This is a genomic window from Thiothrix sp. UBA5583, assembly GCA_002425225.1.
In the GTDB taxonomy this organism is placed as follows: Bacteria; Pseudomonadota; Gammaproteobacteria; order Thiotrichales; family Thiotrichaceae; genus Thiothrix; species Thiothrix moscowensis.
Genome location: DILV01000033.1, coordinates 1 through 25504, shown reverse-complemented (window position 1 = coordinate 25504; position 25504 = coordinate 1). Strand labels below are relative to the sequence as shown.

The following is a 25504-nucleotide window of genomic DNA, read 5'->3' as shown; positions in this document are numbered from 1 at the left end:
CAAGGTGCCTTGCAAAAATGTTCTACGTTTCATCTAGAATAAATCTCCTCTACTCTTGAATTGTGAGTGCCGCATTAACCGACATTTGTTAGTGGCACGCCAGACGCTTGCCTGCATCAACAAAGTGCGGCAAGTGGTCGTGCATCAGTTCGGCAATGGTATGACGGGTAAGTTCCTATAAATATTCCACAGGATGTATCTATTTTTTTCAGGCTGTGCTAAATAAGCAAACTGGATTATTAGTGATTGCTAATATTCTGGTTGCGGGGCAACACGCGAGGAAAATATTTACGATGAAACCACACAACACCACACAGACCCATAGTTTCAAACTCAAGACCATCAGTATCCTGATCGGTTTGGTTATCCTGTTTCTGGCGGCAGCCAACGGCATCTTCACCTATGCGGGGGCTTACCTGTATCTGGAAGAACACCTCTACGCCATCCTGTTTGCGGCAGCGGTACAGTTTGCCATTGCCATTTCCCTGCTGGCGCTGCCGTATGTGCACGGGGTTGGCAAGTTGTCGCTGGTGGTGGTATATGCCGCTGCTTTGCTGCTTTCCACCCTGACTGCCTACACCTATATCTACAATAGCAGTTTGCCGGGGCAGAATACCGTGTATACGGTTGATACCGGCATGAAGGCGGGGATTACTACCGGCTTGAGCGATGTGCTAGCAGCCGAGCAGGAATTCTTGCGCACAGCAGAAAACCGGATGCTCGAAAACAAGCGCCTGATGGATGAGGAAGGACGTAGTGGCGGGCGTTCCGGCCTTGGCCCCGGCAAAGGGCCTGAGTATTACCGCAAGGTGGACGCTTACGAGCAGTCACGCGCACAACTGGAAACCTCACAGGGCAATTTTGCTGCCATGCGCAAGCAACTGGAGGTGGTTCACCAGCAATTGGCGGCTTCCGGGGATGAGGTGGTTCGCGATGGCTTGCTGGTGGAAATGTCAAAATTACGTTCCACTACCAATACTGAAACCAGTAAACAGGCACTGACCGACATGATCAAGAACGATCTGGGCAGCCTGCAAAACCCGGTCGAACGGGCAATGGCAACCCTGCTGGAGCCGAAGGATTATTCCATCCAGGTTATCGTGGGGTTGATCTGGGCTGCGGTGTTTGACTTGGTGGCGCTGTTCCTGGGGATTGTGCGTTATTACCTGCTCAGCCCCGGCAAGCCGTTTTTCCAGAGTGTGTACGATGGCTTGCTGAATACTGCGATGTTTTTCATGCGCCTGTTCCATCTGCGCAAGGAAGCCGCTTTCCAGTTCAGTCAGGCACCCGGTTATCAGCAGCACAAACATGAAATTCAACTCAATTCACCGGAAATGCAGACGTTTGCCACCCGTTTGCTGGTTGGTAGCCAAATGGCGTCTGACGATACCGAAGACCCAGCGGAACCGTTACGTACCCTGATTGGTTACATCCAGCCCTTGCATCTGGAGGGTGAGGAACAGCAGGTCGGCATTCCATTTGAAACTGTGGAACGTGAGCCGCGCCTGAAAACCTTGCTGGCGATGCTGATCCAGAGCGGGGTGTTGTTGTACCGGCGTGATACCGATTGTTACGTGCTGAATCCGGCGGAAAGCATGACGCAGAAAGTAATGGTGTTCATCCGCATGGGGATGCGTAACAGCCCGGATAGCTTGCTGGCTCCGGCGGCGTTTTTGCTTAGCCCTGAGCAGCGGCAAGTGGCGCTGCCGTAAACAGGTGGGACACAGAACAAATGCCGGGCTAAAGCCCGGCACTGTGTGACAGCCGTGGTTTAATCGCCGTTGCCATTCCCGCCTGGCTTCAGCTTCCAGATGTCGCGATTGTACTCTTCCATCGTGCGGTCAGTGGAGAAGAATCCGCTGCACGCGGTATTCATAATGCTCATCCGTGTCCAGCGTGCCTGATCCTGCCATGCCAGTGACACCTGTTCCTGCGCATCCACATAGCTGCGGAAATCTGCTAGTGTCATCCACGGGTCATGTGGGCTGAGGATGGCATCAAGAATCATGTCGAAAATGCCCGGCTCGCACGGGTTGAAATGCCCGCTGCGAATCCATTCGATTACACCGCGCAGGTCATCGTCACGTTCCACATACGTCCATGGGCGATAATCCCGTTTCAGCTCTGCCACGTCTTCTGCCCGCAAACCAAACAGGAAGAAGTTATCCTCACCTACGGCTTCGAGGATTTCGATATTTGCACCGTCATACGTGCCGATGGTCAGCGCTCCGTTCATCATGAACTTCATGTTGCCCGTGCCGGAGGCTTCCTTGCCAGCGGTGGAAATCTGTTCCGACAAATTCGCAGCCGGGGCAATGATTTCCATGCTGGAAACCCGGTAGTTGGGGATAAAAGCCACTTTCAGGCGACCATCCACTTCAGGGTCGGTATTGACCACTTCCGCCACGCTGTTGATCAGCTTGATGATGCGTTTTGCCATTGCGTAACCGGGAGCCGCCTTGCCACCGATCAGCACGCAACGGTCAGCCCAGTTGTCGAGCCTGCCCAGCTTGATACGCCGGTACAGGTGGATTACGTGCAGGATGTTGAGCAACTGACGCTTGTATTCGTGGATACGTTTGACCTGTACGTCAAACAGCGCATTCGGGTTGAAATCGACCCCACATTCCTGTTTAACCAGGGCTGCCAGCCGCTGCTTGTTGGCGTATTTGACTGCTTGCCATTGCTGCTGGAAAGCCTCATTGCCCGGTTCAGCCAGCGCTTGCAATTGCTGCAACTGGCTTAAATCACGAATCCAGTCTTTGCCAATGTGGTTGCTGACCAGTGCCGTCATGCCCTGATTGGCGTGCGCTACCCAGCGGCGCGGCGTCACACCGTTGGTTTTGTTGTTGAATTTTTCCGGCCACAGTTCGTAGAAATCACGGAACAAGCCTTCCACCAGCAAATCCGAGTGAAGAGCAGCCACCCCGTTGACTGAGAAACTGCCGACGATTGCCAGCCACGCCATGCGTACCTGCTTGACGTTGCCCTCCTCAATGATCGACATGCGCCGCTGGCGGTCGGTGTCTCCCGGCCATTTCATCGACACTTCGCGCAGGAAACGGGCATTGATTTCGTAGATGATTTCCAGAATGCGCGGCAGCAGTTTGGCAAACAAATGGACAGGCCAGCGTTCCAGCGCTTCCGGTAGCAAGGTGTGGTTGGTGTAAGCCATGCAATTGCGGGTAATTTCCCACGCTTCATCCCATTCCAGCCCTTTTTCATCTAGCAGGATACGCATCAGGCAGGCGACTGCCACCGTCGGGTGGGTATCGTTCATCTGGAATACGTTTTCAGCCGCGAACGTGCTGTAATCAGGTGCACTACTTTGGCGCTCCCACATGCGTACTGCGTCTTTCAGGCTGGCAGAGGCCAGGAAATATTGCTGGCGCAGACGCAATTCCTTGCCGTTTTCGCTGCTGTCGTTGGGGTAGAGCACCATCGAAATGTGTTCGGCGTGGTTTTTGGCTTCCACCGCTTCGGTGTAGCTGCCCGCGTTGAATTCGTCGAGGTTGAATTCATCCGTCGCGGTGGCTTTCCACAAGCGCAGGGTGTTGACCGTGTTGTTTTTGTAGCCGGAAATCGGCATGTCAAACGGGATTGCCAGCACATCATCGGTGCTGACCCAACGCACCCGCAGCCTGCCTTGGTCGTCGGTGTAATGCTCGGTATGACCGCCAAACTTGACGCGCTGTACGTATTCGGCGCGTTCGACCTCCCACGGGTTGCCATCACGCAGCCAATGGTCGGGGTCTTCCACCTGATAGCCGTTTTCGACCCGTTGGCGGAACATGCCGTATTCGTAGCGGATACCATAGCCTACCACTGGCAGGCTCAGGGTGGCACAACTGTCCATGAAACAGGCTGCCAGCCGCCCTAGACCACCGTTACCCAAACCGGCATCCGGCTCTTGCGCGGCAACCTCTTCCAGATCAGTGCAGTAATTCAGCAATGCCTGCTTGGTGGATTCGCAGATGTCCATGTTCAGCAGGTTGTTGCCGAGGGAACGCCCGATCAGAAATTCCAGCGACATGTAGAAAGCACGGCGCTTGCCCGGTTGCAGGTACTCGCCCCAGGTATTGCGCCAGTCGACCATCAGCCGGTCACGCAAGGTGTACGCTAGCGCCTGATACAGATAGACCGACGGGCAGCCCTGAAAACGCCCCAGATGGTAGGAAAGATAGCGCTGAAAATCATCTCCCAGTGCTTCTGCGTGGTTGGGCAGTGGGTCTAGCGGAACCGATACGTAAGGGATGTGGGTGGACAGGTGCTGTGTCATTGGGTTTCTCCTTTGTTATAAAGCGCCAGATATTGGGTGGCACTGTTTTTCCAGCCGAAATCCTGCTGCATCCCGGTCATCTGCAAGGCTTGCCAGATGGTGGGGTGGGCGAAATACTCCAACGCCCGTAGCAGGGTTCCTTTCAAGGCATTGGTGGTTGGTTCATAAAACACAAAGCCGTTGGCAGTGCCGTTGTCCAGATTGGCTTGGGTTGCATCCACCACCGTGTCTGCCAGCCCGCCGGTATGGAAAACCACGGGTGGCGTACCGTAGTGCAGGCTGTACATCTGGTTCAGGCCGCACGGCTCGAAGCGTGACGGCATCAGGAATAGGTCTGCGCCCGCTTCCAGCAAATGTGCCAGTTGCTCGTCGTAACCCACGAACACGAATACCCGCTCAGGGTAGTGTGCCGCCAGCTCGCGCAGGCGTTGCTCGAAATAACCATGCCCGGCGCCAATCAGGGCAAAGCGGGCATCGGTCTGGCGCAACAGGTCGGGGATGGCATTGATCACCAGATCCACCCCTTTCTGTTCCACCAGACGGCTGACCATGCCCAGTAGCGGGTAGGCCAGATGGTCTTGCGGGTTGGCGCTGCCCAGCCGTTGCAAGAGTGCTGCCTTGTTCAGACGCTTGCCCGGCTCGATTTGCTGGTGGGAATAAGGTGCTGCCAGATTTGGGTCATTGGCAGGGTTCCATACATGGGTTTCGATACCGTTGAGGATGCCATGCAGCTTGTAATTGCGTGATTGCAACAGGCCATCCATACCGTAGCCGAACGATGGGGTGCAGATTTCTTTCGCATACGTGGGGCTGACAGTGGTGACGGCATCGGCATACACAATCCCGGCTTTCAGCATGGAAAAACCACCGTAAAACTCCATCCCTTCCGCTGACCACCAGTAGCCCGGCAGGTGCAGGCCGACGAAATCGGCATGGGAAAAATGCCCGCCGTAAGCCAGATTGTGAATAGTGAAAACCCGTTTGGGGCGTTGCGGCAAGGTGTCCAGAAAAGCGGGAACCAGCCCAGTCTGCCAGTCATGGGCATGAACCACATCCGGCGTCCAGCCCAGTTGCAGGGCATCGCGTGCCAGTTCCATCGCCAGCCGTGCGAATACGCTGAAACGTTCGGCATTATCGGCCCAGTCATAGCCTTCCGGTTGCAGGTAAGGGTTGCCGGGGCGGTCAAACAGCGCAGGGCAATCCATGATCCATAGCGGGAATGGAAAGTCTGCATGTTCACTTTCCAGCAGGCGTACCGTGTGGGTACGGTTCATTCCCTGCAATTCCAGCCAGCCAAGAATGCGCACACTCTCCAGCTTGTGTAACAGGGTACGGTAGCCGGGCAGCAGCAGGCGCACATCCACGTTTTCTTCGTGCAAGGCTAGCGGCAGGCTGTAGGCAACATCGCCCAACCCGCCGGTTTTGACCAAAGGGTAGGCTTCACTGGCAACAAACAATAATTTCATCAGCAGGCTTGTAAAAACAGCGCCGCCAGCGGCGGCAGGGTTACTTCCACCGAATGCTCAAACCCCATCCACGGATGTGGTTGCACCGGAATCATCCCCGCATTGCCGCAATTGCTGCCCCCGTAATACTCGGAATCGGTGTTGAGGATTTCGCGGTAACTGTCGGCAACGGGTACACCAATACGGTACTGGTAACGGGGTACTGGAGTAAAGTTCAACAAAATAACAACCTTGTCGTGTGGCTCACTGCCCTGACGGATCAGGCTCAGTACCGACTGGTCAGAATCGTGGCAATCCACCCACTGGAAGCCGCGCCCGTCAAAATCGTACTGGTGCAAGGCAGGCAGGTCACGGTACTGGCGGTTCAGATCCCGCAGCAAATGGCGGATGCTGTCATGTGCCGGGAAACTGATCAATGCCCAATCGAGTTCCTTTTTGACATTCCATTCCGCCCATTGCCCGAATTCTCCCCCCATGAACAACAGCTTTTTGCCGGGATGGGCGTAATGCCATGCATAAAACAGGCGCAGGTTGGCAAATGCCTGCCAGTAATCGCCCGGCATCTTGTTGAGCATACTGTGTTTCAGGTGTACTACTTCGTCATGCGACAGCGGCAGCACGAAGTTTTCCGAATACGCATACATCTGGCTGAAGGTCAGCAGGTTGTGGTGGTATTTGCGGTGTACCGGATTCTGCTCGATATAGGACAGGTTGTCGTTCATCCAGCCCATGTTCCATTTCATGCTGAAACCCAAGCCACCGATTTCCACCGGGCGTGATACCGCAGGCCATGAGGTGGATTCTTCCGCAATGGTCAGCACACCGGGGAAATAGCCGTGTACGACCGTGTTCATTTCGCGCAGGAAGGCAATCGCTTCAATGTTTTCGCGCCCGCCGTACTGATTGGGCAGCCATTCACCGTCCTTGCGGGAATAATCCAGATACAGCATCGACGCCACTGCATCCACCCGCAGACCGTCAATGTGAAATTCCTCAATCCAGTACAGTGCGTTGGAAATCAGGAAGTTTTTCACCTCGTTGCGCCCGAAGTCGAAAATCAGTGTGCCCCAGTCCTGATGTTCGCCCCGACGCGGGTCGGCATGTTCGTACAGGGGTTCGCCGGTAAAGCGTGCCAGTGCAAAATCATCCTTGGGGAAATGCGCCGGAACCCAGTCCAGCAGCACACCAATTCCAGCCTGATGGCAGGCATCGACAAAAGCGCGGAAATCATCGGCGGAGCCATAACGGGCAGTCGGGGCGTAATAGCCGGATACCTGATAGCCCCACGACTCATCCAGTGGGTGTTCCGCCACTGGCATCAACTCGATATGGGTGTAATTCAAATCCTGGATATAAGGAATCAGGCTTTCTGTCAGGTCGGCCCAGCTATAAAAACGCCCATCCGGGTGTTTACGCCACGAGCCGGGGTGCAATTCGTAAATGCTGAGGGCGCTGTGCTGCCAGTCGAATTGCGCCCGCGCTGCCACCCAGTCGTTGTCTTGCCAACCGTAAGTATCGGCTGCGGCAATGCAAGAGGCTGTTTCCGGGCGCATGAACATTTGCTGCGCATACGGGTCGGTTTTGGTGACAAGATTACCGTGGCGGTTGAGTATTTCATATTTGTAGGCTTCCCCTGCCTGCAAACCGGGGATAAACAGTTCCCAAATGCCGGTTTCACCGCGTGAGCGCAGCGGGTGGCGACGCCCGTCCCAGGCATTGAAATTGCCGACGATACTGACCCGCTGCACCGCTGGAGCCCATACCACGAAACGGGTTCCGCTGATGCCATCCACTTCCGTCTGGCGGGAACCGAGTACTTTCCATGCATGGTGGTGGCGACCTTGCCCTAGCAGATGCAGGTCAAGCTCACCCACCTGTGGGGCAAAGGTGTAAGGACAGATGGCATCGTGCCAGTTGCCCGACTGTTTGTCCTGCCAGACAAGAGGAGGGTGAGTGGCAGGTGTGGTCGGTGAGGGGAGGATAGCTTCAAAGCAGTCAGTGCCTTCCAGACGCGCCATGCTGCCATGCCCGACGACTGTAACCGCTTCAGCCGCTGGCATGAAAGTTCGTAACGCCCAAAGACCATCCGGCAGAGGATGCCATCCCAGCCAATCAAACGGATCGTGATGTCTACCTTGTTGTATCCGGTTCAGATGCTCGTTCATTGCGCTGGTGTCCTTGTAATTTGTTATGCAATTGTGATGCCAGTCCTGCTGGTACATCATTCCAGGCGAAACGCCACTGCCAGTTGCCCTCGACAGTGCCCGGTATATTCATGCGGGCTTCCGTTCCCAGCCGCAGCAAGTCCTGCCAGGGAATCACTGCCAGCAATGCCGGGCTTGCCAGAATGGTAGCCAGCATCGTATCGGTTAGCTGCTCCGGTTCGGTAATACCCAATATTCGCATGACGTGTTGCTGCATTCCTTCATCCAGATTGAGGAACCAGCCCAGCAAAGTGTCATTATCATGTGTGCCGGTGTAATACACGGTATTCTCGCGCACATTCTGTGGCTTGTGCGGGTTGTCCTCGAAGTGGTCGAAAGCGAATTGCAGCACGCTCATGCCCGGCAGGCCGTACTTGTTGCGCAGGGCAGTGACATCCGGGGTAATGATGCCAAGATCTTCTGCAACCAGTGGAATTTTGCCCATGTCCGCCTGAATGCTTGCCAGCATGGCGTCACCCGGCACGTCCTGCCAGAAACCGTTGATGGCGGTTTGTTCCGTGGAAGGAATCATCCAGCTTGCTGCCAGCCCCCGGAAATGGTCGAGGCGTACCAGATCGAAAAACTCAAAGTGGTATTGCAGGCGCTGTTTCCACCACAGGAAGTTTTCGGCCTGCATGGTTGCCCAGTTATAGTGCGGATTGCCCCAGCGCTGCCCTGTTTCAGAGAAATAATCGGGTGGCACGCCGGTAACAAAGGTGGGTGCTCCCGTGGCATCCAGCAGGAATCGTTGCGGGTTGGCCCACACATCCGCGCTGTCGTAGGCCACAAAAATCGGCATGTCACCGAACAGGTACACCCCGCGTGCCTGTGCATACCCGCGCAATGTCTGCCACTGCTGCCAGCAGGTGTATTGCTCGTGAATGATGATTGCCAGTGCCTCAGCCTGTTCACCGCGTAGCCGGAACAAGGCTTCAGGATCACGGCTGCGGAAGGCCGCTGGCCATTCGTGCCATTCCTGACCGTGGAACTGCTGTTTCAGCACCATGAACAGGGCGTAATCTTCCACCCAGTGTTTCTGGTTGTCGTACCAGAGGTCGAAGTTTTTACCCCTCACCCCTAACCCCTCTCCCTCAAGGGGAGAGGGGGATAAAGAATCCAGGGAAAAACTTGTCTTGCTCCCTTCTCCCCTTGAGGGAGAGGGGCTGGGGGTGAGGGGTTCTGCAAACAACCCCGGATTTACCGCAAACGCCGAGGCACACTGGTACGGTGACAACCCGACCAGCGGTACACCCAGTGGCAACATCTGCCAAACCCTGAAGCCTGCTTCCGCCAGCCAGTCAAGCCAGCGGAAGGCATCCGCATCCAACTTGCCGGAAGGCAATGAAGTCGGGTGCAACAGTACCCCTGCCGCTCGACCGATTCCTTGTAATGTTGTCATCAAGTGTTCCTGCGCATGGTTCCGGCATTTTCAGCAGCACCACCGCCTTGCGAAATGGGTTGATCCAGATAGGCGGGGGCTTCCTCACCCAGTAAAGCATACAGTTTGCGCAGTTGCTGCCGGTAAAGGCGCTCAAAGTCACGCACGCTGTCTGACGGGTTGTAATCCCCAAACCACCAGAACCAGTCGGAACCTTCACACACACCCAACTGGCGGCTGGCAAGTGCTTGCTGGCTGGCATCCAGTTTGCCACTGCTCATGACCTGATCGAATACCTGCTTGGCTGCTGCCAGATAATCCCAGCCACGGTTTTTGTCGTGCGAACCGATCCAGGTCGAAAACGAGCCATACACCCAGCTTCCTGCACACAAGGCAGGCAGGGTACGGGTGGGTAACTGGCTGGCTTCGGCAAACGTGCTGATGCGAATCTGGTCGGAATTCTCCAGCGCCGAATACAAGGCATCCAGAAAATACAGGCCATTTTTCGGGTAGTATTCCCAGGCATTTTCGCCATCCAGAATGATGGAAACCACCTGCTGCGATGCATTGTGATTCAGGAATACCGCAATGTTTTCCAGATGCTGCACGAAATCAGCCACGGCATCGCGGGCGTGCCAGGTACTGTATTTGAAGCCGATCAGGTCGGAAAGCCCGTCATCCCGGAAAAACAGGCGCACAGCCGATTTCGGTAACTGGTAAGGCATGAACAGGCTGCGCTTGGAATGCTCGTCTTCGCCGTCAAGGCCAGACAGGCGGCAACTGTTGCGCCACACGCCTTCCCCGGAAGCTGTCCAGCGGATACCCAGCTCATCCAGCAGGCGCACGGCGTCCTCGCTGACCCCGCCTTCCGACAGCCACACACCTTGCGGTTTGAGGCCGAAGTATTGTTCAAACAGCTCAATCCCACGTTGCAAATGCCAGCGGGAACGCACCTCGCCGCCCGGATAACCAATCGTTTGCGGGGCAGGTGCATCCGGCAGTGAGCAACGCATGTTCTGGAAATCGTTCAGCAGCGGCACGATCGGGTGCATGTAGGGTGTCATCGACAGTTCCACCTGCCCGCGTTCCGCCAGCTTGCGGTAGCGCGGAATGATGCCTGCCAGACAGTCGCGAATCACCACCAGCAATTCGTGCCGGTCAGCTTCAGCAAACTCGTTGCCTTTCATCAACAGCCGCTGCACCGCAGGCAATTCCTGCAAGGACTGCCCCAGCCACGCCAGATGATACCAAGTCAGCAAGTCGAGGAAATACTGATCACTCAGGTATACCAGCGAACAACGGAAGCGCTGGTTGCCGATACCACTTTCATCGGTTGCCCCGATCATCTTGAGCAAACGCTGGAACGGCGCGTGCGGGTGGATCATGGTGGGCGCATGGCAACGCTGGCATTCTGCAATCAGTTCTGCCCGGCTGGTATTGTCGGCAGGAATGGCTTCCACCCCCGCCAGCAGGTTGAGCAAGCGGTCGGCGGTGGGTGTGCCATCCTTGAGGAATGCATCCAGTTGGCAGGCGTAATCATCCACCTGTTCCAGCAACACCGGGGCAAAGTTCACCACGCAACGCATTCTGGAATGCTTTTCCAGATGTGCTGCCATATCGCTGTAATCTTTCAGCCCGTGCAGGTAGACCCACGGCAGCCGGTAGCTGCCATCCAGCCCGTCACGATACCAGGGCTGGTGCATGTGCCAGCACAGGACAACATTCAACTGGCCATTCGCCATAACATATCCTTGTCGCCAGAGCGCAGTTTTTGACCCATCATTTCCGCTGTCACCAGCACGATGCCTTCGGGCGTGACGTGGAAACGCTTGCGGTCAAGCTCCAGGTCTTCCCCAATCACCATGCCGTCAGGGATGACGGTTCCCTTGTCGATGATGGCCTTGGTGATACGGCAATGCGAGCCGATGCTGACCTTGGGCAGGATCACGCTGTCCTTGATGTGGCTGTATTTTTCCACCGTACTGGCGAAAAAGATCATGGAACGCTTGACTCGTGCCCCGGACAGGATGCATCCGGCAGAAATCAGCGAATCAATCGCCTCGCCCCGGCAACCTTCGTCGTCGAAAATGAATTTGGCGGGTGGATATTGCGCCTGATATGTCCAGACTGGCCAATCACGGTCATATAAATTCAGTTCCGGCTCGACCGAACACAGTTCCATGTTGGCTTGCCAGTAGGAATGAACTGTACCCACATCACGCCAGTAGCCGGGTTCGCCATTATCCTTGCGGAACGGGTAAGCGATGGCTTTGGCTCTGTGAATGTTGGAGGGGATGATGTCCTTGCCGAAATCGCGTGAAGAATGCACTTTTGCCGCATCTTCGTATAACACCCGGTAGAGGAAATCACGCGAAAAGATGTAAATGCCCATCGACGCCAGTGCCATGCCGGGCTTGCCGGGAATTTCTTCCGGGTGGGCAGGCTTTTCCACAAACTGGGTGATGCGCTGGTTTTCATCCACCGACATGACACCGAAGCCTTTGGCTTCTTCCACCGGCACTTCGATACAGCCTACCGTGAAATCTGCCCCGTGTTTGACGTGATGCAACAGCATCTTGGAATAGTCCATCGTGTAAATGTGGTCGCCGCCCAGTACCAGTACATAATCCGGGTCATGGCGCTGCACGATGTCAAGGTTTTGGAACAGTGCATCAGCCGTGCCCTGATACCACTCTTTCTTGCTGGTACGCTGTTGGGCAGGCAGGATTTCGACAAATTCGCCGATTTCAGCCCGCATGAAACCCCACGCCCGTTGCAGGTGGCGGATCAGGGAATGGGATTTGTACTGGGTGAGTACTCCGATGCGGCGGATACCTGAGTTCACGCAGTTCGACAGGGCAAAGTCGACGATGCGGTATTTGCCGCCAAACGGCACGGCAGGCTTGGCTCGCCACAGGGTCAGGTCTTTCAGGCGGGAGCCTTCGCCACCTGCCAGCACCAGTGCCAGCGTTTTGCGGGTCAGTTCCGTGACCATTTTCGGCTCAGTGTAGTAGCGGTACAGCTTGGCCTGTTGGTGTTTGTCCAATGTCATGTTTTTTCCTCTTCGTCATCCTTTTGTGTGGTGCAGTGCGGCTGCCAGCGCCCCTTGCAAGCCCAGCCGTGTATTGGTAATCAGGTAAATCGGCATTTGTTTTACCAGTTCAGACATACGCCCTTTGTCAAAACAGGCATCCAGAAACCGTTGGGTTTGCAACCACGGCTGGATGCGGGCAGAAATACCCCCGCCCAGATACAGCCCGCCACGCGGCTGGTATAGCAGGGCAATATTGCCTACCCAGTTCGCGTACAAATCGGCAAACAATTGCATGGCGGCAATGGCAACAGGCTCACCCTCATGGGCGGCGCGATTGACCAGAGCGCCATTGTGTTCACGTAATGCCTCGGGAATTTCCCCGGTCATGTCCTGCAAGCAGAATTGCCAGACCTGATTGACGCCGGGGCCAGACAACACCCGTTCCCACGACACATGCTTGAAACGCTGGCGCATGAATGTCAGCAAGCGTTCCTGTTGTGCATTGGCGGGTGAAAAATCGGTATGCCCGCCTTCGGTGGCAAAGGTGTGGTAACGACCTGTGGGGTCAGGCTGCATCCATGCCAGCCCCAGACCTGTACCTGCGCCGGTAATGACGCGGGTGGCGGGATAAAGGGGATAAGATGGCAGGTTCAGGGTTGCGTAATCTTGTGGTGTGAGTGTTGCCACACCTTCTGCGGCAGCCTGAAAGTCATTGATGAACAACAGACAGGGTGTAGCCAGCAACGTTTGTATGGCAGCGTGTTGCAGTGTCCAGTCCAGGTTGGTCAGGCGGATCGGCTGACCGGTTTGTACCGGCCCCGGCAGGGCAAGGCAAACGGCATCTGGCCTGCTGGCAGACTGGGCATCATGCAGGAATTGCTGCAACAGGGCTTCAGCACTGGGAAAGTCAGCACTGGCATAGACATGCTCGAAACGCACACGGGTTGCGTCACCATCACTCTGTGCCCATACCAGCCAGCTTTTGGTTCCGCCAATGTCGCCTGCGATGATTTCCATGCGTTTTCCTGTGGTCAAGGCTGTGCTTTTTACCGTTTTCGCGCCGATGTTAACAGTTGGTGCTTCTGAATGATCTGCCTCAGGTCAAGATGCGGTGATTTTTGCTTTGCAGCATCGGTAGTGGTTGATCAGGCCATTGGTAGAAGCATCATGGCTTGTGATGGTATCCGTGGCGCTGAATTCGGGCTGGATGCGTTTCGCCAGTTGCTTGCCCAGCTCCACCCCCCACTGGTCATAGGAGTTGAGGTTCCACAGTACGCCCTGCACGAAAATCTTGTGTTCATACAAGGCAATCAGCATTCCCAGTGTGTGGGGGCTGAGTTCATCCAGCAGCAGCGCATTGCTGGGGTGGTTGCCTGCAAACACTTTGGGGGCAAGGGGTTCAGTTGCGCCGCTGGCGAGGGTCTCTTCCCGTGTGCGACCACACATCAGGGCTTCGGTCTGCGCCAGGAAATTAGCCATCAGAATGTCGTGGTGCTCCTGCAAGCCGGTTGGTGGAGTCACGGAAATAATGAAATCCGCTGGAATCAGCTTGGTTCCCTGATGCAGCAACTGGTAAAAAGCGTGTTGTCCGTTGATGCCGGTTGCTCCCCAGATGATCGGGCCGGTAGATTCACTGACTGTATTGCCATCACGGTCAACCGACTTGCCATTGCTTTCCATGTCAGCCTGTTGCAGATACATCGGCAGGCTGCGCAGGAAATGGTCGTAAGGCAGGATTACCTGCGATTCCGCGCCGAAATAATTGTTGTACCAGACTCCCAGCAGCGCAAGGATCACCGGCATGTTGGCTGCCAGCGGTGCACTGCGGAAATGGTTGTCCAGCGCATGAGCGCCTTCCAGCAGACGGATGAAATTGTCCATGCCAACTGCCAGCACGATAGGCAGGCCGATGGCTGACCACAGCGAGTAACGTCCGCCTACCCAATCCCAGAAACCGAACATGTTGGCAGGGTCAATGCCGAAATTCGTTACGGCAGTGCGGTTGGTCGAGACGGCCACAAAATGTTTGGCAATGTGTGCGGGGTCTTGTGCCTGTCGCAGGAACCACTGGCGCACGTAATGCGCGTTGGTCATGGTTTCCTGGGTAGTGAAGGTTTTGGAGGCAACAATGAACAGGGTGGTGGCAGGATTCAGGGTTTCGAGGATTTCCACCACATGTGCCCCGTCCACGTTCGACATGAAGTGCAGACGCAAGCGCGGGTGGCGGTAGTTTTTCAGTGCCTGACACACCATTTGCGGGCCAAGGTCAGAGCCGCCAATGCCGATATTGACCACATCGGTGATGGCTTGCCCGCTGTAACCCAGCCATGCACCGGAACGTACCCGTTCGGCAAATGCCCCCATGCTTGCCAACACCGCATTGACTTCCGGCATCACGTCGTTGCCATCCACCATCACCGGGCTATTGCTGCGGTTGCGCAGGGCAGTATGCAGGACAGCACGACCTTCGGTGTGGTTGATTTTGTCGCCGCTGAACATGCGTTCCCGCCAGCCGTTGACATCCGCTGCTTCTGCCAGTTGTAACAGCAACTGCATGGTTGCTGCCGTGATACGGTTTTTGGAATAGTCGAGCAGGATGCCGCCCACTTGCAGGGAGAATCGCTGGAAACGTTCCGGGTCTTGGGCAAACAGTTCGCGCAGGTGGGTATGACGGATAGCTTCGTAATGGGCTGTCAGTGCAGCATCGGCTGTTGGCATGGTCTCTCCTCAAAAACTCCAGCAAGTCGCTTATCGCTATAATGCAAATATTATGCCGGAATATGGTTGTGCTGCCTTGATCTGGCGCAGGTTCTTGTTATAGATAATACGGAATTGTCCGCCAAACTGTGTTAGGGCGCAATGACAATTTGTCGTTTATCCGTCTGTAAACAGAAAGGACTTTGGCTTCTGAAACAGGCATCTGAAGCGTTTCTTTCAGTCGAACTCTACCGCTCATCCGCAAAACCGAACGAAAACCGAATAATTCCCAGATATTTTCTATTTGCCAGATGGGGCATCCCTTCGTATATTTGGTTCGTGTTTTGTTCGGTTTGAAAGGAAGGGACAAATGCTGACACGACGCCAACAACAGGTCATGGAAATCATCCAGACCTTGTACGCCCGCAAGGGCTATGCACCCACGCTGGATGAAATTGCTCAGGAAGGGGGTATCAACACCCGTAGTACGGTGCACCAGCACGTACAGGCGCTGATCCGCGAGGGTCGGCTGGAAAACGGCACAGGCAAGCGGGCTTACCGGATGCCGGAAACAGTGCTTGCCCGTCACCCGCAAATGCTGCTGAACCTGCCGCTGGCAGGGCGGATCGCAGCCGGTAAACCGATTGAGGCTATCAGCGGGCGTGACGAAATCAACCCCAGCGAAATGTTTACCGGCAAGGGGCGTTACGTGTTGGAAGTGCGTGGCGAGTCGATGATCGACATCGGCATCATGGACGGTGATTTCGTCGTCATCCAGCAGCAGGAAGAAGCCCGCAACGGTGAAATCGTAGTGGCATTGGTGGAACGGGAGGAAGCCACCCTCAAACGCATTTACCACCTGCCAGATGGCAGGATTGAACTCCGCCCGGAAAACAGCTCCATGCAACCCATGATTTACCCGGCGGAAAGTGTACAGATACAGGGCAGGATGGTCGGTCTGTTCCGCAGCTACTGACAGCCCAGACAGGTTTAAACACGTTCAAACATCCCGTGACCCGACGGGAAGCCCCTTGGGGCAGTTCCAGACTGGCGCTGCCCTTTTTTTTCCAGAATTTAACGCACAGTCAAGGAGTAGTCATTATGAATATCAAACTACAGGAAAACGCGCTGCCTTCCACCAACGGTGCGGTAGAACCCATCATGAGCCAAGGTTTACAAGAGCTGGGTTCCAGGATCGACTGGACACAAGTCTGGAAAGTGACCCGTGCGGTACTGGTTGTGTGGGCGGTCGCGGTCTGGGCACTGCTGATCCTGATGCCGGGTGTGGAACAGATCAGCGACGTGGACAGTGCCACATTGCATCTGCCTTACATGCTGATCGGGCTGGTGCTGGTCGGTGCGGTGACAGCAGCGCACAGCCTCAAGGCTGACGGGCATCTGCTGTGGTTTCTCGGCGTGCTGCTGATGCTGGCAGGCTGGATGTAAAAAGAAAGGCTTGATGAAAGCGGCAACTCTCATCAAGCCCGGTTCCTGCTTTCACGGGATAGTATCTACAGGAAGGTATGATTATGACGGATTCCAATACAAATACCAAATTTGACCGACCAGCGCATCTGGTTGCGACCAAATCACTACGCGACATCCTGGCGGATTTGCGCAAAGCGGAAATGTGGCTGTTGATGGCTGCGTTTGCCGCTTTCCTTGCCTCAGCCTTTTTTGTGGTGAAATACTTCGTTGGCGGAGAAATGGAGCCTGCCAACTGGACAGGCGAGCAATGGGCCAATGCCCTGTTGGGTTTGGGCATTACCGCTATCATCACTGCGGCACAAGCGTTGCTGTATGCCAGTGGCTACAAAGGCCCGGCAGCCATTGCGGCTACGGTCATTGTGGTGTTTTTTGGCCTGTTTTCGGAAATTTCCCAGTCGATGGAGCGGGAAGATGCCACAGTACGCCAGCGCTCGGTGGATTCCCCGGTGTTTCAGGCAGCGTTGGGCAGTATCCAGAACCTGAGTGCGCAAGCGGCTGTACCCGGCGGGAATGCGGCATTGTCGGCTGCCAGTGGCAAACTGGCGCGGCATGAGGCAGAACTGGCAGCGTGCAAAAGCCGGTATACTTCCGCAGAGCGCATCCGCCGTTGCGAGCAGTTTGAGCATGGCAAAATTGCCGAAGCCCGTGGGGAAGTGGCTGCTGCCCAGGCACATGCCAGCGGTTCGGCAGCAGCGGTGGGGACAGCCTTGACGGCTGCTATTTCCCAAGCCAAAACGCTGGAATACGACGAAGACAAGCACTATGCCATGATCCGCCTGATCCGCGACCTGTTCAACGTAGCAGGTATCTGGGCGTCCTTCATGTTTTCCGTGATCATTATCGGCACGTTTGAATACGCCTTCCATTTTGTCGGTTCCTATGTGGCTGACCACCGGCGAGCCTTGCTGCTGATGGGGCGCGATGCCCAGGGTGAACTGATCCATCCTGACGGCATCAATGCTGCCCATCTGGCTAATGCAGGAATTCCCAGGGATTACGGCAACAGTGCGCGGCGCGATTATCTGGACTGGGTAACACCTGAGCGGGGTGAAGCAGGGGAAATCACCAACCTGCGCCATCCGGCAGATCAAACATCAACTCCGACAGTTGATGCCAGCATTGATGTCCCCACTGCCGAAGTGGAAACGGTAGCCAACACGGCAACTGTACCCGGTGAGCGCCCGGAACCGATCAAAGCCCCGGTAAGCGACTTAAGCCGCGAGCGCTTTTTCAAACTGATTTTCATGGAAGTGAGGAGCCGCATTATCAACGGTGAACTCAAGCCTACTGTGCGCCCGGTGACTGATGCGGTTACAGAGGTAATCCGCCATCACACTCAGGCACTGGGATTACAACCTTCCCTGATTGGCAAACCGGAAAGGCAGAAAATTGCAGAAAAGATCCTGACCAAACTGGAGCAGGAAGCGGTACTGACCATAAACCCGGAACAGGGTATCGGCAAGCCCAAATACCTGCTGGCAAGCCGTTGGGCCAATCGCCCACCCCCGGAAATTCCAGTAGCAGCCCATCTTGCACAATAAGTTTTCCGCCCGGACGCTTGTGGGTATATCATGACCCTCCATCCTCGATCTGGCTGCAATTTGTGGTCAGATCGTCTATATAAGAGGATGTCATTCGAGTGTCTTTGCGGAAATCAGCATGAAAAACAAAATCCTTGCAGTCGTTACAGGGCTATTTCTGTCGCTGCCGGTCATGGCGGCTACTTATGGGCCGGTCAAGTCCAGCGAAACCCTTTGGGACATCGCCAGCCGTACACGCCCCAGTTACGAGGTCAGTACCCAGCAAATGATGCTGAGCATCCGCACGAAAAATCCGCAGGCATTCAGTTCCAACAATATCAATTCCCTGCAAGATGGTGTTGTCCTGCAACTGCCCACATTGGCAGAAATTCAACAACTTGACCGGGGGCAAGCGCTCCGTACTGCCAAACAGCATAACCAGAGCTGGGATTCCCCCGGCAAAACGGCAAGCAACTCCAGTCCTTCCCGCAAAACTGCCAGCCAGACAGAAAACAAGACCACCACCTTGCGCAACGCACGAGCTACCCAGGCACGTCTGCAACGCGACATCTCCCAACTGAAAACGCAATTACAACAGGAGCAGCAGCGCAGCAAACGTTTGAGTGCCCAACTCAAACAGTTGCAAACCCGTGGTGGGAACAGTCAGGGCAGTGCCGCTGGCAATGCGGCTGCTGCGGATGTCAGCAAGTTGCAGGCAGAAGTGGCTGATTTGAAAGCTGTCCTGAGTGACAAGAACAACCACATCAAAAACCTGCAAGCCTCTCTCAAGGAAGCCAGTGAAGCCATTAAGCGTCAGCACAGCGAGAATCTGGCGCTGTATGAACAACTCAAGGCCAGCAACCCGCAAGCCGTTGCCGAAAAGCCTGTTGCCCCGCCTGCTGGCAAAAATGGTCTGACCCTGACCGGCGTAGGTACTGAACAGGCTGCAACCTCAGCCAGTGGCAAGCCGCCAGCCTTTACCGACCAGCTTCCTGTCACCCAGCAACCGCAAGCCACTTCCGCCCAGCCACCTGCGGCGACCACACCGGCACAAACTGCCGGGCAAGGTAACGGCGTGGCGCTCAAGGATTTGTTGGGTCAGTCCCCTGTGACTGCCACAACGGAGCCTGCCAAGGGCAACCTGACGCCGCCTGTTGCACAGCTTGCGGATGAGCATTCGCCGTGGGGAGCGATTCAGGCACCCTCACGGGTTTCCTTCATCATTGCCCTGATTTCGCTGCTGTTCATTCTGGCGTTGTTGTGGCGTACCTTCAGCCAGCGACGTACCGACAAACGCACTGAAACCACGACCAGCAGCCCACCTGGGGAAACCGGTAAGCAGGAGCGTGTTGATGGACGTCAGGAACCTGAAATTGTCTTCTAGCTGGTTAACAGACCAGCGGTGTGGATAACTGTCGGAAACAGCTTGCTACGGGCTGTTTCTTTGCGTGTTGCCGGTTTGCATGAACCTTCATCAACATTTTCAGCCAGATTCAAAAATCCCCCCATTACTGATTGACGGTATTTTTTTGCAGATAATCGGTAGGTATCGAGTAGTCTGTTCGGCATTTGTTCATGATCCCTATTTTTTTCTGCGGTTGGACACTTATCCGCTGTCGGGATAAACCTGTGGATAAGTTGGTGGATAATCCTGTCGATAAGGTTACAATCCCTTCCCTGTTCCACGCCCATAACAAACCATGAGGACAACATGAAATACGACGTATACGGCATTGGCAATGCCCTGGTTGATAAAGAGTTTGAAGTTACCAATGAGTTTCTGACAGCCCACGGTATTGAAAAGGGTTTGATGACCCTGATCGACGAGCCTACCCAGCAGCGTTTGCTTGCCGGTCTGATTGAAACCTTTGGTCTGAAAAAACGCGCCAGTGGCGGTTCCGCAGCCAACAGCATCGTGGCAGTCAGCCAGTTTGGGGGCAATGCCTTTTATGCCTGCAAGGTCGCCAATGATGAAACCGGCGAGTTTTACATGCATGACCTGCACGCGGCTGGAGTTACTACGGCGTTGGATCAGGTGCGCGGTAACTGCGAAGGTGTTACCGGCAAATGTCTGGTGATGGTCACGCCGGATGCCGAGCGCACCATGAATACCTTTCTGGGCATTACTGCCGATTTCTCTGAAGCCGAACTGCATCTGGATGAACTCAAGCAAGCCCATTACCTGTATGTTGAAGGTTATCTGGTGACATCCGACATGTCGCGCAATGCTGTCCTCAAAGCCCGTCAGATCGCAGCAGAACATGGGGTCAAAACAGCCATGACGTTTTCCGACCCGTCGATGGTGAAATATTTCCGCAGTGGCATTGACGAGATGCTAGGTGAGGGTGTGGACATCCTGTTCTGCAACGAGGAAGAAATTGCCACTTTCACCGGCAAGGATGAACTGGAAGCAGCCATAGCTGCCATCCGCCCGTTTGCCCGCAAACTGGTTATCACCTTGGGCAGCAAAGGCGCATTGGTGGTGGATGATGCTGGTCGCACGGAAATTGCCCCCAACCGGGTGGAGGCTGTCGACACCAACGGTGCGGGTGACATGTTTGCTGGTGCTTTCCTGTATGGCATTACCCAGGGTATGGATAACGCACAGGCAGGCAAGCTGGCGAGTCTGGCTGCCTCACGTATTGTTACGGTTTTCGGGGCGCGTTTAAGCCGGGAAATGCATCAGGAAGTGCTGGCAGCAGTTTGCTGATGGTCATGCTGCCAGTTGCGGTAGCGGGAGCCGGGTGCTCCTTTCTGCCCGCAACACCAGATTGATTGCCTCTGTTGCCCGACCAGTCAAGCGCAGGAGCTTGGTCAGCATTTTGAGGTTTTGCAACAAACTGCCGTGATCCCTGCTGAGTTCGGCGTAGGCTACGCTGCGCCGGGCACACAGAATGGCTGCTGGAATATTTCCCAATACCAGATGATGCTCGCTCAGGTGATAGGCCAGGATTGCTGCCCGATACCAGTGTTTGTGTTTGACAGACTGATCCAGTTTTTCGCTCAGGGTGGATATGGTCTGTTCGGCTGTTGGAATATCCGGCAGAGTATGCTGCAAGGGCTGAGCGCTCATGGTGTTTTCTGGTATAAAAACAGTTTCCCCCTTATGTGCACATTCCTGTAACAATGTCAGAAAGCGTTCACGCATCACGGGAAAGCGCACAGCAGCCTGTTGTCGGAAATAGGCACGGATCAACCGGTGTGTATCCAGGGTATTGGCTGCCAGTGGTGATGAAATCAGGTGCAAACGGAACAGACGCCGCTGGATTTTGGTGTATTCCCGTACACTCACTTGCGCCAGTGGCGCAACAATGCGCAAACCCTCGTCTGGGCGTACCCAGCGTATGAACCAGGGTTGGTTGCAGCTACCCAATAACAGGAACAGTTCCTGTTTGGTGGCGGGGCTATCCATCAAACTCAGCAGGTAGAGCAGGATCAAATCCGGGCTGGTTCCCAGCCAGTGTTCAATCACAGACAAAATACGCCGCACGTGGAAACCTTCCTGTTCCAGGTCTGGCCAGATGGGGATGCTATCCAGATGTGCCGGGGAACCACCATACGCATCAGCCAGATAAGAACCCAGCAAACGCAGACTTAACGGGGCACCACCAAAACTGCGGGCAATCCGTTGCAATTGCCCGGTTGTTGCCTTGACGCCATATTTCTGTAGCAGCAGTGCACCGTCTGCATCAGACAGGGGCAACAATTCCCGTTGCATGATCCATTGTTGGAAGGTTGGGTCAACTTCCACGCTTTTGCGGCTTGCCAGCAAACATAAGCCGGGATTGTAGGCTGCCAACTGGTTTAGCAAAACACCCAAAAGTTGGTGTTCGGTCTGGGCTGAAAAATAAAGGGGGGATACATTGTCCAGCACCAGCAGGGTGCGCCGCCGTTGAATCAGGCGAGCCAGCAAGTTCACGCGCTCCACCAGTCTGGTGGGTAGTGCCATGTCGGCTCCAAACCATTCCAGCGCCTGACACACAAAATCCTGCATGGCTTGCTGAGCCTGCTGGTAACGGGATACTTCGGGGAATGACCAGGCAAAAACCTGTTCTGCCTCTTGCCAGTTGGCACTTTCCATCTGTGCCAGCCACGCCTGGAGCAGGGATGTTTTGCCCATTCCCCCCATGCCGGTCAAAATGAAAACATGGCAGGAATTGTTCTGCCAAATGTTTGACAAGATGCTTAATTCTTTCTGGCGACCAATAAAATCCGTGTTATCTTCTGAATTAAAGATATTTATTTGTTGATTTAAACAACTTTTAATTCGCCACGCAGCAAAAACCCCAATCATTCCGTATCACCAACGATTATCTGATGATTTAGAGATTTAGCCAGATTATGCCATTGCCGCAAATCAGTATTACTGAAGTGCCGTTCAAAACCGATAATCGGTTTATCATGAATATGTTTTTTAATTATGCCTGCATGTAATTTGCCTGCTCACACAAACTGGCGGCTTCCTGATGTTCGCCTGCTTGCTCCAGCAAACCTGCCAGTGCCAGTAGTCTAGTTTGCAAATGTGGCATGTTTCTGCCCAGATCGGCATACACCACGGCTTGCCTGGCATAATCAATCGCGGCTTTTGTATTTTGACCAATTGCGAGTTTTTCACCGATTAGCCCGCTGATGGTTTCTGCTTCCAGCCAATCCTGATATTGGGTGCGTCGTCTGAGAACCGCTGCCAGTTGCTCACTGCTTAAACGGGTATTCATGTCCTGATTGGCGGCTGGCAATATCAGTTTTGGGCGCATTCTTTCCCATACACCGGGATAATGGGTCTGTGACTGACGCATGAAATATTCCCTGACAACCGCCTGCAATTCAAAATGCAGCCCATCTGCGCAAGGTGTTAGCAAGTTTAAAGCCAGTAGGCGCTGCCAGGCTTTTTTCCAGCCCTCTTCAGGCAATGTTTGCAAGCGACCAAGCAGGTTTTCATAGCTGCCAGGTTCACTGTGCCAGCGGGTTAGCCACGGCAATGAACGGGAGCCAGCCCATGCCTGCAAGTCAGCGGGGCAAAACGGCAAGTGGAACAGGGGTAGGAAGTAAAGCATGGCCAGTTCCGGGCATCCTTCCAGCCACGCTTCAAAGGCAGCCATGATCCGGCGGCTGGCTCGCCCTTGTGTGTGAGAGTCATACCAGATTGGAATACTGTCAGCCCGGCTGATCTCACCTGCGTGCCAGTGGGTCAGATAACTGGCTACCCAGGTCAGGGCGGCAGGGTGTTCGCCAAACTGTTGTGCAACCCGCTGTATACTGATCTCTTCACCGCTGACCCCCAAATGTTTCAACAGGCGGGTGGCTGCTTCTGCTGTCAGCGGTTCCAGTTCCAAGTGTTCGGCATTAGGCAGTGCCAACACGGTATCAGGCATCACTGGGCAGCCTGCCAATAAACACATGCTGGACGGATTGGCTGTTAGCTGTTGCAGGAAAGTCAGCAACATCACATCCAGTTCGGTTTTTCCAGCAATGTGCAGGCAGGGCACATTGTCGAGTACCAGTAAAACCCGGCGTTGCTGCAAGCATTGGGCAAGCTGGAGTGGATACTCGTGTTCGGCAAGCAAAGCGACCTCAGCCCCTTGCAACCAGCTCAGGGTATTTCGGAAAAAATCATCAATGGCAACACGCTGTATCGCTGGTGTATCTGTCTGGGGAAAACTCCAGAAAAACAGGGTATCAACCCCTTGCCAGTATTCGGAAGCCAGTTGTTGCAACCACAGATGGAGCAGAGTCGTTTTACCCATGCCGCTACAGCCCTGTAGTGTAAACAAGGCGGTGACACGGTTTGTCCATGCTGTGTGCAGGCGTTCAAGTTCCTGTTCACGTCCGAACACAGGTGTAAAAGGTGTTTTGTGTGCGTGGAAAGCGGTTGCGTCAGGGTAACTTTCCCGTCTGTATGTGGCTACCACCCCGGTCATGTCTGCCTCTTTGCATCTATTGAAATTATAAGTTTGTCGTATGATGCAAGATAGCAAAGCCTTTCCCCGCCTGCCAGATCAGGATGGGCAGGCGGATCAAGATGATTGATTAGCGATTAGTTTTTCTTGGCATCCAGTTGTTCAGCAGTAGGGTCTGGTGTTTCTACCAGTTCACTTTTGACCAGTTGTTCCGGGTCGCTGTTGACCTTTTCAGAGGCGGGGGCGGCTACTGGCTCTCCAGTGCCTTCTGCTACCAGCGGAATGGGTTCCTGTACGCCGCCACTCAGGTCAGTCATGCTTGCCATGCAGTCGTTGATATAAGCTGCCTGTTTGGCTGCGGCGATACCGTCTTCAATGGCGTAGGTTTTGCACAAGTCTGCCACTGCGGAGGAATTGCTTTCGCCAGCTTCGGTTGCGGTATTTTGGGGGGCGACGGTTTCCTTTTCAGCCAACGCAAGCGGGGCAAACAGGATGCCTGCTACCGCCAGCAGGGAGAGATAATGTTTCATGTCGTTTTTTAACCTTTGGTGTGCATGTCGATCCGACCGATAGCGCAGCTGACCACGGAGCGAGCTTTCTCTTTCAGCGATTCCAGCCCTTCTACCGTGCCACGTTCGGGATAACCCAGACCAAACAGGATACCGACAGCAGTTTCGCGTACATCGGCTTCACTTTCTAATGTAATGGTCTGGTTTTCAATATCGACATTAACTGTCTTGATTTGTTCATTCTCGAGCAGCTTTTTGCTGATGGTGTTGGCACAACCACCGCAGCGGATATTTTCAACCTGAATTCGGGTTTCCATGATGCTTCCCTCAACTTGGACTCCTGTTAAATATGGAACCAAGTTGGGGAAAATACAAGGGCTAACCCATTTTGAGGCCAACAAAGAATCCGGCAACTGCGCTGACACCTTTGCTGGTAATGTGCGAGAGGCGTTCCATCAAGAAACTGCCAGATTGACGTGCCATGTGGCTGGCTGCGTCAGCCGCGCCTTGCAATTTAGCATCTGCCATGCTGGTAACACCGTAATATTCCGTGATGAATAACAGCACAATGGCTGCACCACCCAAAAATAGTGCCATGCGCAGCATTTTCTTGGCGAAATAGCCGACAGCCAGACCGATAACAAACGGAGCGCCCACATTGCCCAGCAGGAACGTGGAGGAAAGGATGTCAGTGGAAGCGGCGGAACCTACGGGATAATCATTCATGTTTGAGCCTGTTTTACCAATGTTGCTGTTATCAAAATCACCAGGGTCGGTATTGTCAGGCATTTTATGACCGCTTTCCAGCGGGAAGGTTTCCGCGGGTGTGACCGGAAGTGATGCTCTTTTTGCGGCTTCGCCGTTACCCCTCACCCCAACCCCGCACCCAGCCCCTTACAGGGTCGTCCCTCAAGGGGAGAGGGGCTAAAAAACATCTTTCTTACTCCCCCTCGCCCCTTGAGGGGGCAGGGGGTGAGGGGTAATTCGGAGGGTGATGCTGTCTAATTTTAAGCGGCATTGCAGGTAGCGAAG

Annotated in this window: 19 protein-coding genes; 6 read left to right on the top strand and 13 right to left on the bottom strand. The window is 54.7% G+C overall.

Going from position 1 to position 25504, the window contains the following annotated elements; translation table 11 throughout:
* Positions 1-293 precede the first annotated feature (293 nt).
* On the top strand, positions 294-1712 hold the full coding sequence (locus tag B2U47_RS14260) for a hypothetical protein (protein WP_296683999.1): 1419 nt from the start codon (positions 294-296) through the stop codon (positions 1710-1712).
* 59 nt (positions 1713-1771) lie between these two features.
* Here the strand turns inward: B2U47_RS14260 and B2U47_RS14255 are convergent, their stop codons facing one another.
* The 8 genes from B2U47_RS14255 to pgi form a co-directional block, all read right to left on the bottom strand.
* On the bottom strand, positions 1772-4279 hold the full coding sequence (locus B2U47_RS14255; RefSeq protein ID WP_296683996.1) for a glycogen/starch/alpha-glucan phosphorylase: 2508 nt from the start codon (positions 4277-4279) through the stop codon (positions 1772-1774).
* Positions 4276-5745, bottom strand: coding sequence for a glycogen synthase GlgA (gene glgA, locus B2U47_RS14250; RefSeq protein WP_296683993.1), 1470 nt, complete (start codon positions 5743-5745; stop codon positions 4276-4278). Before glgA ends, B2U47_RS14255 begins: the two co-directional genes overlap by 4 nt.
* Complete coding sequence (glgB, locus tag B2U47_RS14245) at positions 5745-7910, bottom strand: 1,4-alpha-glucan branching protein GlgB (RefSeq protein WP_296683990.1); 2166 nt, start codon at positions 7908-7910, stop codon at positions 5745-5747. Before glgB ends, glgA begins: the two co-directional genes overlap by 1 nt.
* Positions 7876-9348, bottom strand: coding sequence for a 4-alpha-glucanotransferase (malQ, locus tag B2U47_RS14240; protein WP_296683987.1), 1473 nt, complete (start codon positions 9346-9348; stop codon positions 7876-7878). The genes glgB and malQ overlap by 35 nt, the downstream gene beginning before the upstream one ends.
* Entirely contained in the window at positions 9348-11069 is a 1722-nt protein-coding gene (locus tag B2U47_RS14235; RefSeq protein WP_296674131.1) for a glycoside hydrolase family 57 protein, read from the bottom strand. The genes malQ and B2U47_RS14235 overlap by 1 nt, the downstream gene beginning before the upstream one ends.
* Positions 11051-12379, bottom strand: coding sequence for a glucose-1-phosphate adenylyltransferase (gene glgC, locus B2U47_RS14230; RefSeq protein ID WP_414717837.1), 1329 nt, complete (start codon positions 12377-12379; stop codon positions 11051-11053). The genes B2U47_RS14235 and glgC overlap by 19 nt, the downstream gene beginning before the upstream one ends.
* A gap of 15 nt (positions 12380-12394) precedes the next feature.
* Positions 12395-13378 carry an ROK family protein gene (locus B2U47_RS14225; protein WP_296674132.1) on the bottom strand — a complete coding sequence of 328 codons (984 nt, stop codon included), beginning with the start codon at positions 13376-13378 and terminating at the stop codon, positions 12395-12397.
* Between the two features lie 84 nt (positions 13379-13462).
* Positions 13463-15079 (bottom strand): glucose-6-phosphate isomerase, encoded by a 1617-nt coding sequence (gene pgi / locus B2U47_RS14220; protein ID WP_296674134.1) that lies wholly within the window; start codon positions 15077-15079, stop codon positions 13463-13465.
* A 349-nt stretch (positions 15080-15428) separates the two neighbouring features.
* Between pgi and lexA the strand changes: the two genes are divergently transcribed.
* From lexA to B2U47_RS14195, 5 genes are all read left to right on the top strand, one after another.
* Entirely contained in the window at positions 15429-16034 is a 606-nt protein-coding gene (lexA, locus tag B2U47_RS14215) for a transcriptional repressor LexA (RefSeq protein ID WP_296674136.1), read from the top strand.
* A 125-nt stretch (positions 16035-16159) separates the two neighbouring features.
* A complete protein-coding gene (locus B2U47_RS14210) occupies positions 16160-16504 on the top strand; it encodes a hypothetical protein (RefSeq protein ID WP_296674138.1) in 345 nt (114 codons plus the stop codon).
* Between the two features lie 83 nt (positions 16505-16587).
* Positions 16588-18087, top strand: coding sequence for a hypothetical protein (locus B2U47_RS14205; protein WP_296674140.1), 1500 nt, complete (start codon positions 16588-16590; stop codon positions 18085-18087).
* Between the two features lie 118 nt (positions 18088-18205).
* Complete coding sequence (locus tag B2U47_RS14200) at positions 18206-19450, top strand: FimV/HubP family polar landmark protein (protein WP_296674142.1); 1245 nt, start codon at positions 18206-18208, stop codon at positions 19448-19450.
* Positions 19451-19777: 327 nt separating this feature from the next.
* The gene (locus tag B2U47_RS14195) at positions 19778-20776 is read left to right on the top strand and encodes an adenosine kinase (RefSeq protein WP_296674144.1); all 999 of its coding nucleotides are present in this window, start codon (positions 19778-19780) and stop codon (positions 20774-20776) included.
* Positions 20777-20779: 3 nt separating this feature from the next.
* Here B2U47_RS14195 and B2U47_RS14190 read toward each other — a convergent pair whose 3' ends face one another.
* The 5 genes from B2U47_RS14190 to B2U47_RS14170 form a co-directional block, all read right to left on the bottom strand.
* Entirely contained in the window at positions 20780-22360 is a 1581-nt protein-coding gene (locus tag B2U47_RS14190) for an AAA family ATPase (protein WP_296674146.1), read from the bottom strand.
* 124 nt (positions 22361-22484) lie between these two features.
* Positions 22485-23984 (bottom strand): ATP-binding protein, encoded by a 1500-nt coding sequence (locus B2U47_RS14185; RefSeq protein WP_296674148.1) that lies wholly within the window; start codon positions 23982-23984, stop codon positions 22485-22487.
* A gap of 116 nt (positions 23985-24100) precedes the next feature.
* On the bottom strand, positions 24101-24493 hold the full coding sequence (locus B2U47_RS14180; RefSeq protein ID WP_296674150.1) for a hypothetical protein: 393 nt from the start codon (positions 24491-24493) through the stop codon (positions 24101-24103).
* Between the two features lie 8 nt (positions 24494-24501).
* On the bottom strand, positions 24502-24789 hold the full coding sequence (locus B2U47_RS14175; RefSeq protein WP_296674152.1) for a heavy-metal-associated domain-containing protein: 288 nt from the start codon (positions 24787-24789) through the stop codon (positions 24502-24504).
* 61 nt (positions 24790-24850) lie between these two features.
* On the bottom strand, positions 24851-25261 hold the full coding sequence (locus tag B2U47_RS14170) for an FUN14 domain-containing protein (protein WP_296674153.1): 411 nt from the start codon (positions 25259-25261) through the stop codon (positions 24851-24853).
* Positions 25262-25504 lie beyond the last annotated feature (243 nt).